The organism is Leptospira sanjuanensis (assembly GCF_022267375.1).
Taxonomy (GTDB): Bacteria; Spirochaetota; Leptospiria; order Leptospirales; family Leptospiraceae; genus Leptospira; species Leptospira sanjuanensis.
Window position 1 is genome coordinate 1,696,238 of sequence record NZ_JAIZBH010000001.1, and the last position, 12,948, is coordinate 1,709,185.

General features: G+C 48.6%; 10 protein-coding genes. 6 read left to right on the forward strand and 4 right to left on the reverse strand.

The window, feature by feature from the left end; translation table 11 throughout:
* Window positions 1-1,167 carry a histidine kinase dimerization/phosphoacceptor domain -containing protein gene (locus tag LFX17_RS07585; RefSeq protein ID WP_238745896.1) on the forward strand — a complete coding sequence of 389 codons (1,167 nt, stop codon included), beginning with the start codon at window positions 1-3 and terminating at the stop codon, window positions 1,165-1,167.
* A 187-nt stretch (window positions 1,168-1,354) separates the two neighbouring features.
* Here the strand turns inward: LFX17_RS07585 and LFX17_RS07590 are convergent, their stop codons facing one another.
* Window positions 1,355-2,629 (reverse strand): MFS transporter, encoded by a 1,275-nt coding sequence (locus LFX17_RS07590; protein ID WP_238745898.1) that lies wholly within the window; start codon window positions 2,627-2,629, stop codon window positions 1,355-1,357.
* Window positions 2,630-3,012: 383 nt separating this feature from the next.
* Here LFX17_RS07590 and soxR point away from each other — a divergent pair, with 383 nt between their 5' ends.
* Window positions 3,013-3,465 (forward strand): redox-sensitive transcriptional activator SoxR, encoded by a 453-nt coding sequence (gene soxR, locus LFX17_RS07595; protein ID WP_238729726.1) that lies wholly within the window; start codon window positions 3,013-3,015, stop codon window positions 3,463-3,465.
* A gap of 38 nt (window positions 3,466-3,503) precedes the next feature.
* Here the strand turns inward: soxR and LFX17_RS07600 are convergent, their stop codons facing one another.
* Window positions 3,504-3,707, reverse strand: coding sequence for a hypothetical protein (locus LFX17_RS07600; protein ID WP_238745900.1), 204 nt, complete (start codon window positions 3,705-3,707; stop codon window positions 3,504-3,506).
* 304 nt (window positions 3,708-4,011) lie between these two features.
* Between LFX17_RS07600 and LFX17_RS07605 the strand changes: the two genes are divergently transcribed.
* The gene (locus tag LFX17_RS07605; protein WP_238745906.1) at window positions 4,012-5,022 is read left to right on the forward strand and encodes a hypothetical protein; all 1,011 of its coding nucleotides are present in this window, start codon (window positions 4,012-4,014) and stop codon (window positions 5,020-5,022) included.
* A gap of 40 nt (window positions 5,023-5,062) precedes the next feature.
* Here the strand turns inward: LFX17_RS07605 and LFX17_RS07610 are convergent, their stop codons facing one another.
* The gene (locus LFX17_RS07610; RefSeq protein WP_238729729.1) at window positions 5,063-5,974 is read right to left on the reverse strand and encodes an SDR family oxidoreductase; all 912 of its coding nucleotides are present in this window, start codon (window positions 5,972-5,974) and stop codon (window positions 5,063-5,065) included.
* 185 nt (window positions 5,975-6,159) lie between these two features.
* Here LFX17_RS07610 and LFX17_RS07615 point away from each other — a divergent pair, with 185 nt between their 5' ends.
* Window positions 6,160-7,200 carry an SH3 domain-containing protein gene (locus LFX17_RS07615; protein ID WP_238745908.1) on the forward strand — a complete coding sequence of 347 codons (1,041 nt, stop codon included), beginning with the start codon at window positions 6,160-6,162 and terminating at the stop codon, window positions 7,198-7,200.
* Window positions 7,201-7,246: 46 nt separating this feature from the next.
* On the opposite strand, the gene LFX17_RS07620 is transcribed toward LFX17_RS07615, so the two are convergent.
* A complete protein-coding gene (locus LFX17_RS07620) occupies window positions 7,247-8,974 on the reverse strand; it encodes an FG-GAP-like repeat-containing protein (protein WP_238745910.1) in 1,728 nt (575 codons plus the stop codon).
* 579 nt (window positions 8,975-9,553) lie between these two features.
* Between LFX17_RS07620 and LFX17_RS07625 the strand changes: the two genes are divergently transcribed.
* On the forward strand, window positions 9,554-11,176 hold the full coding sequence (locus LFX17_RS07625; protein WP_238745912.1) for an FG-GAP repeat protein: 1,623 nt from the start codon (window positions 9,554-9,556) through the stop codon (window positions 11,174-11,176).
* Window positions 11,160-12,944, forward strand: a complete 1,785-nt coding sequence (locus LFX17_RS07630) for an FG-GAP repeat protein (protein WP_238745914.1) — start codon at window positions 11,160-11,162, stop codon at window positions 12,942-12,944. The genes LFX17_RS07625 and LFX17_RS07630 overlap by 17 nt, the downstream gene beginning before the upstream one ends.
* Window positions 12,945-12,948: the final 4 nt, after the last annotated feature.

Below are 12,948 nucleotides of genomic sequence, written 5' to 3' on the forward strand. Positions count from 1 at the left end.
ATGGAATCGAAAATCAAGATACTGATCGTGGACGATAACCAGGACAACCTATGGGTGATGGAGAAAATTCTGGCCAATCCGGAATTGGATCTGATTAAGGCGAGCTCCGGGGAAGAGGCTCTGAAGGCGATGTTGAATCCGGTCGATTTCGCATTGATTTTTATGGATATCTACATGCCCGGTATGGACGGATTCGAGACCGCGTCTCTTATCCGGCAAAGGGAGAAGTGCGCGAGCATACCGATCATCTTTTTGACGGCTTATGCGACCAATGAGACGTGGTTGTTCAAAGGATATTCGCTCGGTGCCGTGGACTTTCTGATCAAACCGATTGCGCCCGAAATTCTCACGTCCAAAACTTCCGTGTTCGTGGATTTACATCGAAAGAATAAGACTTTGATGCTACAGGAAGAACTTCTCCGGGAAAGCCACGACCAACTCGAACAAAGGGTCGAGCAAAGAACCAGCGAATTGAACCGAGTCAACCGCGAATTGTTAAACGAAATCGCTGAGCGGGAGCGGATGGAGGAGGCTCTGAAGAATTCCCTACAAGAAAAAGAAGTATTGCTGCGGGAAATCCACCATAGGGTAAAGAACAATCTTCAGATCGTGTCGAGCATACTCAGTCTTCAGGGGAACTATATCACGGACGGAAAATCTCTTGCAATGTTCGAAGACGCTCAGTCTAGAATACGTTCGATCGCCTTGATTCACGAGTTGCTTTATCAGAGCAAGGATCTCGCTAAGATGGATTTCAAGGATTATCTGGAAAATCTAGTGAAAAATCTTTTCCGTACGTATCGTGTTGACAAACGAATCGATTATGAAATCGAAGCGGACACGTTGTATCTTTCCTTGGATACCGCGATTCACTGCGGATTGATCGTGACGGAACTCGTAACCAACGCGTTCAAATACGGATTTAAGGATAGAGACAAAGGGAACATCTTGATAAAAATCAAAGGATTTGAGGACGGATTTGTGATCGTGGTTCAGGACGACGGCGTGGGTTTTCCGGAAGGGCTAGATTTCAATCAGACCGATTCACTCGGATTAAAATTAGTGAATATACTTTCTCAGCAGATCGGAGCGAGTCTGGAATTGGAACGAAACAACGGAACGAAATTCACGCTGACTACGGCGGATATGAGTCGTGTAAAAAAGTAAGTTTCGTTTTTCTATTCGGTTCCATTGTATCGATAGGATGTATTCAATAAGATAGATGTACCAAAAAAAATAGGATTGATCGAACCGAAATTAGATTCAAAAAATCTTTAGGAACGTTTTCTTTATCGAAAAGGCCCCGACTCTTTTCTGAGCCGGGTTTCAACTTCGGAATATTGTTAAGGTTTGTTTAGTTTTCGAGAGAGACTTCTTGGTTCGCCGGAATAGGCGCTGCAATCGGACCTTGCTTGGATCCGGATTTGTTTGCAACGAGAAGATTCACTCGATACATGATCGCGATCGTGATCAAAATCGCGGCCGTTACCACGTATCCTAAATGCTGATATCCTAATAGATACCCGGTAGAAGTTTGAACTACGATCAAACCCGCAAAATACGAAGCGACTCCTCCGGAAAGCTGCTGTAAAGAGGAACTGATCGCCATATACGCGCCGCGATCCTGCAGATCGGGAACCGCTGAAGTAAGCGCGTTTGCGGAGATCACGCGGGCCGTAATCGGGATAAACAAACAACAATTTACGGCGATCACAAGAAGAAGGGAAACGTGTTCCAATCTCGTATAATAAAGAACCACACCGATAGCGGCGAAGGAGGCTCCGGCAAACACGGCATATTTGCCGATCGCGTCCGCAAGCCGACCCATCAGCGGACCGGCGGCGATACTTACGATTCCGGTGATCATATAGATGGTAGGAAGATCGGTCAGAGGAATTCCGAGGTTGTGAACTGTGAATGCGCTTCCGAAGGGCATCAACATATATCCTCCGGTCGCTAAGAGCATCGTTGCCAAAAAACCTGGCATATAACTGCGATTAGCCGCCGTTTGGAAAAGATGTTTGATAGCCTTTCTTTGAACGGATATTTGAAGGTGTGCGGTGATCGGTTTCACGTAAATGGAGGCAACAAAACCGACAAGACCGGCCACTCCGGTAATCAGCCAGAAAGGGGATTGCCAGCCCCAAAGATTGGAAATATAAACCCCGAGCGGAAGACCGAATACCTGGCTCGCCGCGAATGCGGTCATCACGAATCCCATGACTCTTCCGCGAACTTCCATAGGAAAAAGATCGGCGATGATCGCAAAGCTGATCGAAGCGATCACTCCTCCGAAAATTCCGGTTACGATTCGCGCCGCGAGAAGATATTGATACGTGGTCGATAAACCGCACAATGCTGTTCCGATAACGAATCCGGTATAAAAGAAAAGAAGGATTTTCTTCCGATCAAACCGGTCCGCAAAACCCGCGGAAAGAATTCCCGAAATCCCCGCGCTGATCGCATAGGCCGAAACGACCAATCCGAATTTCGTCGTCGATATTTTCAAATCCTCCATGACTTGCACTCCCAAAGGGGAAAGGATCATAAAGTCCAGAACTACTGTGAACTGAATGAACGCGAGCAAAGCGATGATGAAGATCTGATATTTGTGAAATGAGAATTTCATAATGTTTCCTTTTTAAAAAACGAAAGGCGATTCTTTTTTTGGAAACGCCCTTCGTATGTTTCGGTCTTTAAACCCGATTCGAATAAAATGTGCGATTCTTTTTTACCTAAGGTCATGAATCTTCTCCCTCGAAATTTAGAATTCGATTCTTCGATTCTATAACTTCAAGTGAACTTGAAGTAAAGACCCGGCGGCAACTTTTTTTAACGATTTTTCGAAAAAAAGAAAGATAACCGACTTGGGGATTCAAGCGGGTCGTATGGATTTAAAGTTAAAGTAAACTTCAACTTTTTGCGCTAAAATCGGGTTTTAATCGGATCAAATTTCGGAAAGGATTGCTTTTTATACGAGGACCGGTCTTTTAAGATTTATCGGACGAAATCATGGATAAGGAAGAACTCTTAAGCATCGGACAAGTCGCGAAAAGGAGCGGAGTCGCGTCTTCTGCCCTACGTTTCTACGAAGAAAGAGGGCTGATTCAATCCAGACGATCCGGCTCGGGACATAGACAATATCCGCGTCATGTTTTACGTCGAATCGCCTTTATCGTATTCGCACAAAGAGTCGGTCTCTCTCTGGAAGAAATTGCGGTGGAAGTCGCCAAACTTCCGGAAGACTATACTCCGAACGGTCAGGATTGGTCCAAACTTTCAAAGACTTGGAGCCTGCGGGTCGATGAAAAAATCGCGGAATTGGAGCGGTTGAAAAGCGGTTTGTCAGTTTGTATCGGTTGCGGGTGTTTATCTCTTGCGCGTTGTAAACTCACGAATCCGGGAGATCGTTTGGGAAGATACGGCTCCGGACCTTTGCGTTGGGTGGGAAAAGGAAAAAAATAATCCTAAAAAGAAGCGGCATCACATTGCTGCTCCTTCGCTTAACAATTCGGCCTTACCTTTTCGATACACTGCAGAAAGTCTGCGATCAAAAGATTGAGTGCGTCCGGATGATTTCCGATTAAAGCCGAACCTAATAAGAGTTTCTCCTCGCAATCCTTTTCGGCTCCGCGGTCGCTTTCTTGCGAACAACCGTATACGGCGATTTCGATTAACAGGAGAATGAGGAAATACTGCTTCTTCATACGACCGCCCACCCAAGATTTTGATCGGATTCGTACTTCCTTGGGAAAGAAGAATGTCCTTCGTCAAACGCCGATCATCCGAAATACCTTCGGCGAAACGATTATCCATATTTGCGAAGAACTGTAAATCGAATTGTTCGATTTCCATTTTCCTATCGGGAATTTTTTTAGACACTGATTTATAAGGTAGTTTTTAATGCAGCCGCCTTGAAATAAAAAATTGATTGAAACCGGCCGTTTTTCGAAGCATCATACGCCGACCATGACCTTTCAAAAAAAATAAATCGTGGAGAGAAATTTCAAAATGAATGCATTGAAGGCGAATCTTTGGGCTCTGGTAACGGGGAGCCTTTTGTTATTTGTGAGTTATTCTTCCGTTAGCGCACAAGGTTTAAACATTCAGAATATTGTAAGCGGCGCGGATTATCCCGTGGAAAACGTGGATTATTTTCTGCAGGACGTCGGAACGGCGACGATCGGTTCCAACCAGAACGGATGTCATTCTCAGGGAGTTAAATTCGACGGAAACTTCTTCTATTCTTCCTGCATGGATACGAATGGAAACAACACCGCTTATCTGTTCGTGCACGATAAGTACGGACGATTGATCCGCAAGTTCAACGCGGGTTCTTCGTACGATCATCCAAGTGGAATCTTTTATTATAACGGATGGGCTTACGTGGGTTTTACGAGCAACGGAATCGATATGCGTTCGCAGTTGTATCGGTTTAACGGCGCGGGAACCGTTCAGAACCTGGGCTTTTTCGATCATTCGGTGGGCTTTGTCGGGCAGTCGATTCCGAGTCCGAACTCATCCACTCTAACCGCAAAAACTAGGTTTTATTCCTACGATCAGTACTACGAAAGACAATGTAACTATACGGACGGGAGTTGCGGAAGTTACAGCGACATCACGACGAGAAACAATATCAACAGCGCGGGAAGGGACGGGGTTCAAGACTGCGACGTATATTATAAAAACGGCGGATGGTATAAGGCTTGTATTTTATTCTCCGCAAACCCGAACGTGATCCGCGTTTGGAAAGGAAACCAAACCAAGCTCGGTCCCGATAACGCTTTGACGACGTATACGATGACCTATCAGCCGGGGCACTCCGGAGGATTCTCCTTTTATACGGACCCGACCGGTAAAAAATGGATCGTAACGACTCCGCCTCCCGAAACGAATCGCAGATACTGCCAAGGATGTTCCCTTGTGGGCGGAAACAACTGCGCTTGCACGGATAAGAGCAATCGTCAAAGAGTGAGATTCTATTCATTCGATCGATTCTTGTGGCCTTCCGGTCCGAACTGAGGGATGACATAATATTCAAATAATTGAATATTGCGTTCGTTTAACGATAACCCGTCGTATCGGCGGGTTTGCCGGGGTCCTGCACTTCGACCATGTATCTCCACGCATCGGGTTTACTTCCGTCCAAATCGGTAAAACCGTAGACTTTGGATAATTCTCCGCTGGATACGGTTTTTCCGTTCCATCGGGAACGGTTCGGATCTTTTGCTAGAGCCGCGACCGCCCGGCCCACGAACGCGGGACTTTCCGAAATCGCAAAGTGCGGCGAGATCTTGGTTGCGTCTTTCCAATTGGATTCCTGTACTCGATACGCGTCCAGCATCGCCTCCGATCGCAACCAACCCGGACTCAATGCGACCGCGGTCGCATTGTATTGTTTTAATTCGTGAGCAAGAGAGAACGCCATTCGATTGACGGCGGCCTTTGCAAGATCATAGAAGAAGGAAACCCTGTAGTTTTGCGAGTTGTAATCGTTCGTTCCATCGGTCATTTCTACCACCAGGCCTCCCGAAGTTTTTATTAAAAGCGGAAGCGCAAAGTGACTCGTGATTGCGTGCGTATCCACTCCGAGACGCATCGTTCTAAGTCCGATTTCCAACGAAGATTCCCAAACGGTTTTGTTCCATTCCATCGTAGTCGCACCCCAAATATCGTTCACGAGAATGTGAAGTCGTCCTTGTTCCTTTTCGATCCGTGCGACAAGGGAGCGAACTTCGTCCGGTACGAGATGATCGACTTGTACCGCGATTCCTTTTCCTCCTGCTTGATCGACCAACGTCGCGGTTTCTTCGATCGTTTCCGGGCGATTCATCTCCGACGGTTTGGACGCGGTCGTTCTCCCCGTAACATACACGGTAGCGCCTTCCGCTCCCAGTTGAACCGCGATTCCTCTTCCGGCTCCTCTGGTTCCTCCCGCGACCAAGGCAACTTTATCGTTTAATGATTTGCTCATATAGGAATCTCCAATTTGTATTTCGGGTCCTTTATTGTACGGGTTTCGGAAAGAATGTCAAACCTTCCCCGTCCCGGTTGTTTGTAATAAAGAGTTGTGTTTAGGCGAAGGCCGCATATATTTACCGATTGTTAAACGCGCTGAAAACTCGCAAAAATTTTCTATAACGAACGAGACGATTCTTCATGAATAAATTTCCATTCTTTTTCATTCTTCTTTGGGTTGCCTGGGACGTTTCAAACGCGGAGTCAAACACCGGTTATGCGAAGGTCGCGGCGGAAGGAGGTTTGTATCTGCGGGAGGAAGCGAATCAAAAGGGCCGCCCTGTGACTCTTTTGCCTCCTGGAATGATCTTGAAGCTTGCGGGAACATCGGATAAAACCGAAGTCATCGGCGGCAAAAAGGGACGTTGGACCGAGGTCGAATTGTTTGGAACGAAAGGCTGGGTGTTTGACGCCTATTTGGAACGGGTTTCCGGAAAGGATTCTCTTGCGGATTATTTAAAATATCTGGAAGATTTAAAACCGGGAGAATTCTCCTCTTTAAAAAATGCGGAAAAGAAATTCCTGACCACCTTTACCGCGGACTCGACGGAAGCGGAGAATGCGTTTCGGATTTATACGAAGTTCGTAAATTTTCAGAGCGGAACCCTCGGCGATCGATTGCAGCAACAGCTGCAGACCGATTACGGAAAGTATGATACCGAATTGGCTCTGAAACTAAAAGCACACGGACTCACAGTCGAATACTGCGAAGGCGACGGAGCACTGGTCGAATACTACGATCATTATTGGAAACTGTTAAAGGACTATAATTTTCCGTTTAAGGAATACGTCCGTCTCATGAAAACGGTCGGTTATGCGTATGTCTGCGATGGGGGAATCGGAATCTCTTGGGAAGAAATGAGAAATCGGATCGCGAAGATGGAAACCTTTCTCAAAGAACAAAAACCCATTCCCGAAAAAATCGAAGTAGAAGCCTTGCTCAAGGACTACATGGATCGTTATGCGAACGGATTGGATAATACTCCGGTGTGCGAGTGCAAAGACGAAATCTGTTCTCTCGCATCGGAACCCCAAAAGAGTTACAGGAATTTTCTCGGTCAAAACAAAACGTCCGCTTATTTTTCCTTTGTCGAAAAACTTTCGGGAATGTATTCCAAAAGTCGAAACCGATGCACCGAGGAAATCCGGAAATATCGAACCATTTTTTTTGAGGGGAAATGATCCGCGAGAAGAATGGTTGATTCAGGAAATGGAATATTCTGCAGTCTTAATGTCCGAATGTCGGACCGAACATAGAACCGGTAGGGCCGGGAAGATTGTAGCCTGAAATCGCGATGTTTGCGCTCGTCGCCAAGGAAACGGTCAAGCCGCCGGAACCCGGACTTCGAAACAGATAGGCTCTTCCGGCCGAGTTCGTATTTCCTTGCGCCCCGGCTACGAGATCCGAATAACCGTCTCCGTTGCAATCCAGGAATGTGGAAGTTCCGAATTGATCGTTGATCGCTTCTCCCGTGATCACTGCGGAGGCCGCAGCGGAAATGGTCCCGCCCGAAAAATGAAACAGATGGAGTCTTCCCGTGTTCGTATTGAATAGGATCGCTCCGGTCGCAAGATCGAGAAAGCCGTCTCCGTTGACGTCGCCTAACGCGACATCTGCGCCCAAACGTTCTCCGGCGATTGCGCCGGTTAACGTTTGATTTGCGGTAGCGGGAGAAGCCGCTGAAATTCCGGTCGTTCCTCCGTGAAAGACGTAGACTCTTCCGAGATTGCCCGAATGGCCGGGGGAGGCGGCGATTAAATCTTCGTATCCATCCGCGTTGATGTCTCCGGTCGTCATGGAAATTCCGAAGGAGTCGCTTGCGGAAACTCCCGTCAAAGTCCAAGTCGGTGCGGAGGTATCGACGGCGGTGATTCCCGCAGAACCGGAGCTATGAAAGATCCAGAGCCGACCGGCGGAAGCGCTGTAAGTATTTCCGTTAACGATCATGTCAGCGAACCCGTCTCCGTTCAAATCTCCCAAACGAACCGCCGATCCGAAGTTCGAGCCCGGGCCTGTGATCGTCGTTGCGGGTGTGCTCGAAACTCCAGCTGCGCCTCCGTAATAAATCAGCGCCCGTCCCGCTCCAAGATATCCGCTCGTTGCGATATCCGTAAATCCGTCTCCGTTCACGTCTCCGAGCGAAAGAGAATAACCGAGCAAGGTAGAAGGGCCGGCGTTGATCGTAAGGTTCGCGTTTGCAAAACTGCTTGCAACGATTCCGTTCCTACCCGTGCTATAGAAAATATACAATTGACCGGTTCCGCTTCCATATTCGAAAGAACCTCCCGCCGCCAGATCCGCATAGCCGTCTCCGTTTAAATCGCCTAACTGAAGCGCATAACCGAAAGAACTCGTCGTGTCTCCCGCAATCGTTACGTTTGCCATCGAAGTGCTGTTGAGTGCGGCCGTTCCCGAGCCGAGATCGTAGAAGAGATAGATTTCTCCGTTTTTGGTCGTGGAGAATAAGGACGCGGTCGCGGCGAGATCGGGGAAACCGTCTCCGTTGACGTCCTTGTTGTTTCCTTTTTTAAACGAGAAGTTTAGAGTTGGAGAAGAATTCCCCGCAAAATCGAAGCTTCGCACTTGAACCGAATGGGAACTTCCGGATCTCCATGGGGAAGGGATTTGATACTGCCACGCATTCGTTCCGACTGCGGGAAGGAACGGACCGCCGTCCAAGCTCACTTCGATTCGCGAAAGAAGAAGATCGTCGTTTGCCGTTCCGACGATAAAACCGGATTCTAAGATCGAGTTATGCGAAGAGGAAAGATTGCTGACTGAGAGCGTGGGCGGGGTCCGATCCGTACAAGCCCCCGAAAGAACACACTTGAGAATTTGAGTTTCCCACCACGCCGTCGAAAAGGAGATTTCCGGATTGTAAACTCCTTCGGTGGCACAATTCGGAGCGGTCGAAGCGAGGAACGCGGATACGAGAATTTCGAAGATTCTTTTCAAGATATTGAATTGTTAAACGAAAATAAATCCGTAAAAATTACCGGGCTTTCTCGTTTTCGGGACGTTATGGGCCTTAGAACGGATTCTACTTGGCGCGGCCCCCGAGAGGGAAAGCGGAATCCGGAAACGAGAGGAAAAATATTTCCGAAACTACTAGCCGAGACATCGTTTCCCAAGTCTTCGCTTAACAATTTCGGGGCATAAAAATCCGAAAAATCCCCTGAACGGGGGATTCGTTTTCGGCGTCGTTTTCACGTTAGGAATCAAGAAGAATCCTTTCTTGGTGAAAAATTCTACCGTTTTTACGGCGCGCGGGCTCGGCAAAAAGAAGAATCCTTTTTTCAACCTAGGTTCGGTCTTCGATTCTTACCGAGTCTATTATGATTCCATAAATTACGATTCGATGATTTTTTTTCGGAATCGTTTATGCCCAATGTTGCATATTCGTCTTTTGCGATTCGATTCATAAGTGCGATTGTATGATTATAAGAAACGGGGACTTGCGTCCGCTTTTCCTATACATTGAGGCGATTCAAACGAAAGAAGTGTTCGCATTTTTAAAGAGAAGGTCGATCGAAATTGAAGCCGGATTCAGAACCAACATTCTTAAACAGAGGATTCCGTTCGTTTCTTCTTTATCTGTTCGTTTTTTCGATTCTTTTCAATTGCGAATATCGCCCGAAAGATGACCAGAATCTGCTTCTTCTTTTGGGAACCGGAACTTCCTCCTCCAATTCTTCCCAAGGCGGAATCGACGATCCGACTTCCAATCCTCCCGCTTCTACGCCGATCGGCGGATGGACGAACGACGCCTATATCAAGCCGCCTAACGTCGGATTAGGCGGTTTATATTTCGGCTACAACCTGGCGATTTCGGGGGATACGATGGTGGTCGGCGCTTACCGGGAAAGCAGCAATCAAACTACGATCACGAACGGTCCGACCGCAAGTATGGATACGAGTTTCATGGACTCCGGGGCGGCGTATGTGTTTCGGAATGTTTCGGGAAATTGGATTCAAGAAGCGTATCTCAAAGCCTCCAACGCGAATACGAACGATCGGTTCGGAATCAGCGTCGCGATTTCGGGAGATACGATCGTCGTCGGTGCGACGTTAGACGGAAGCTCCGGTTCCGCGTATGTTTTTCAAAGAACCGGAACGACTTGGGTTCAGGAAGCGATGTTAAAAGCTTCCAACTTCGATATGGGGGATCAATTCGGCTCCGACGTTGCGATCGACGGGGATGTGATCGTAGTGGGAGCGCAATGGGAAGACAGCAATCAATCGACGATCACGAACGGAACTACTGCGAGTGTGAATAACGGCAGAAACGATTCGGGTGCGGCGTACGTATTTCGTAGAAATACGGGTGTTTGGACGCAGGAAGCGTATTTGAAAGCGTCGAATTCGGATAGCGGCGATTATTTCGGATCCAGCGTTTCCATTTCCGGCGATACGATCGCGATCGGCGCTTATCAAGAATCCAGTCAATCCGTATCGATCAACGGGGGAATCGCAAGCGGGGATAATTCTAAGTTTGCTTCGGGCGCTGTGTACGTCTATCGAAGGTCGGCGGGGATTTGGGCGGAAGAAGCGTTTCTGAAAGCTTCCAACTTGGATACGAGCGATCGATTCGGTTTCAGTGTCGCGATTGTCGGTAATACGATCGTAGTCGGTTCGCCTTTGGAAGACAGCAACGAAAACACGGTCGTGAACGGTTCGACCGCGAGCTCCGATAATTCGAACGGAAGCGCAGGAGCGGCTTACGTGTTTGCAAGAAACGGAACCGTTTGGACGCAGCAAGCGTATGTAAAAACCCCGAACGTCCAAGGCGGGGATCAGTTCGGAACGAGCGTTGCGATCGACGGAGATCGAATCTTAATCGGGGCGATCAACGAAGGGTCGAATCAAACCACGGTTACGAATGGAATCTTAAACGATTGGAATGACCAAGCGCCGCAATCGGGTGCGGCTTATCTGTTTCAAAAAGTTTCGGGTGTTTGGGAAATGGAAGCGTATTTCAAAGCTCCGAATCCGGACGTAGCGGATTTATTCGGGATCAGCGTTGCCATTTCAGGCAACCGAATCGCGATAGGCGCTTCTCAAGAATGCAGCAATCAAACAACGATCAGTTCCGGATCGACCGCAAGCGCGGACAATTCGGCGTATCGGTCGGGAGCGGCGTATGCGTTTCGAAAATAGAATCTTCTCCGCGATTGTAGGCATATTGTTTTTTCTCCAGTGCTTAGGAGGCGGAGAAGCAAAACCGTTCTACGGAAACTTGGCTCTTTTGTTGGACGCACCTCTTTCCGATCTGAAATATCCGATTCCTATGCTGCAATATACGAAATTCGTTCCGATTCCTACGATTCGTCCTTCGGTAACGGGGGTTCCAAGTCGGTATTCGATTTCTCCGTCACTTCCGACGGGAATTGATTTGGACGTTACCACGGGCGCTCTCTCCGGAATTCCCACCGAGTCGCTTCCTGCGACGGAATACACGATCACGGCGAGCAATGCGAAGAATTCCGTCCAAACTACGATTCGATTACAAGCCTCGGTCGGCATCTGGCAAAACGGGGCCTATATCAAGGCGTCTAACGCGGATATTGCGGACTATTTCGGAAACACCGTTGCGATCGACGGCGATACGATTGCGGTAGGAGCGTATCAAGAAAGCAGCGCACAGACTACGATTACGAACGGAACAACCGCCAGTTCGGATAACGGCGCGGATAGTTCGGGTGCCGTTTATGTGTATCGGAGAAACGGAGCGGTTTGGGCACAAGAAGCGTACATCAAAGCGCCGAATGCGGAAGCGTACGATTATTTCGGTTATAGTCTTGCGATCTCGGGAGACACTCTTGTGGTCGGAGCGTATTTGGAAAGCAGCAGCGATACTACGATCACGAATGGAACCACAGCGAGCGCGGATAACAGCGCCGGAGGTTCGGGAGCGGTCTATGTGTTTCGAAGAAGCGGAGCGAACTGGGTGCAGGAGGCTTATCTCAAAGCGCCGAACGCGGAAGCGGGAGATTCCTTCGGATACAGCGTCGCGATTTTCGGAGATACGATCGCGGTCGGCGCTTTTGCGGAAAGCAGCGGCGATACTACGATCACGAACGGAACTACAGCGAGTGCGGACAACAGCGCAGCAAGTTCGGGAGCGGTCTATGTGTATCGTAGAAGCGGAACCGCTTGGGCCCAGGAGGCGTATCTAAAGGCGTCTAACGCGGATGCGGGGGATCTGTTCGGGTACAGCGTTGCGATCCACGGAGATACCATCGCGGTCGGCGCGAACGGAGAAAGCAGCAATCAAATCACGATCACGAACGGAACGACGGCAAGCGCGGACAATAGTAAAAGCGAATCGGGCGCGGTTTATGTTTACAAACGGACGGGAGCCGTTTGGACGCAGGAAGCGTATCTAAAGGCGAATAACGCGTCCGCGGGGAATTGGCTCGGATATAGCGTCGCGATTTCAGGGGATACGATCGTATCGGGCGCAACGGGAGAATCGGAAGGGGCCGCGTACGTATTCGTTCGCGTCGGGACGACTTGGACGCAGCAAAGAATTCTCAAGCCGGTCAATCCGGGTTCCGTCAACGAGTTCGGAAATAGTCTGGCGATTTCGGGAGATACGATCGTGGTCGGTTCGTATTGGGAGGGAAGCAACGCGAATCAGATTACGAACGGAATCACCGCCAGTACGAACAACTCCCTTCAAAGCGCCGGAGCCGCGTATGTCTATCAAAGAACCGGAACGACCTGGGCACAGGAATCCTATCTCAAAGCAAAAAATGTGCAGACCGGTGATTGGTTTGGAATGGGAATCGGAATTTCAGGAGACACAATTCTTGCAGGGGCTCCGCAGGAAGACTCGGGACAAACTACCATTACGCAAGGTACGATTCAGACTTGGAATGAAATGAAACCGAACTCCGGAGCGGTCTACATATTCAATCGTTAAAACG

Coding starts and splice junctions, on each gene's coding strand:
- LFX17_RS07585 (WP_238745896.1), top strand. CDS start 1: ATGGAATCGAAAATCAAGATACTGATCGTGGACGATAACCAGGACAAC.
- LFX17_RS07590 (WP_238745898.1), bottom strand. CDS start 2,629: ATGAAATTCTCATTTCACAAATATCAGATCTTCATCATCGCTTTGCTC.
- soxR (WP_238729726.1), top strand. CDS start 3,013: ATGGATAAGGAAGAACTCTTAAGCATCGGACAAGTCGCGAAAAGGAGC.
- LFX17_RS07600 (WP_238745900.1), bottom strand. CDS start 3,707: ATGAAGAAGCAGTATTTCCTCATTCTCCTGTTAATCGAAATCGCCGTA.
- LFX17_RS07605 (WP_238745906.1), top strand. CDS start 4,012: ATGAATGCATTGAAGGCGAATCTTTGGGCTCTGGTAACGGGGAGCCTT.
- LFX17_RS07610 (WP_238729729.1), bottom strand. CDS start 5,974: ATGAGCAAATCATTAAACGATAAAGTTGCCTTGGTCGCGGGAGGAACC.
- LFX17_RS07615 (WP_238745908.1), top strand. CDS start 6,160: ATGAATAAATTTCCATTCTTTTTCATTCTTCTTTGGGTTGCCTGGGAC.
- LFX17_RS07630 (WP_238745914.1), top strand. CDS start 11,160: ATGCGTTTCGAAAATAGAATCTTCTCCGCGATTGTAGGCATATTGTTT.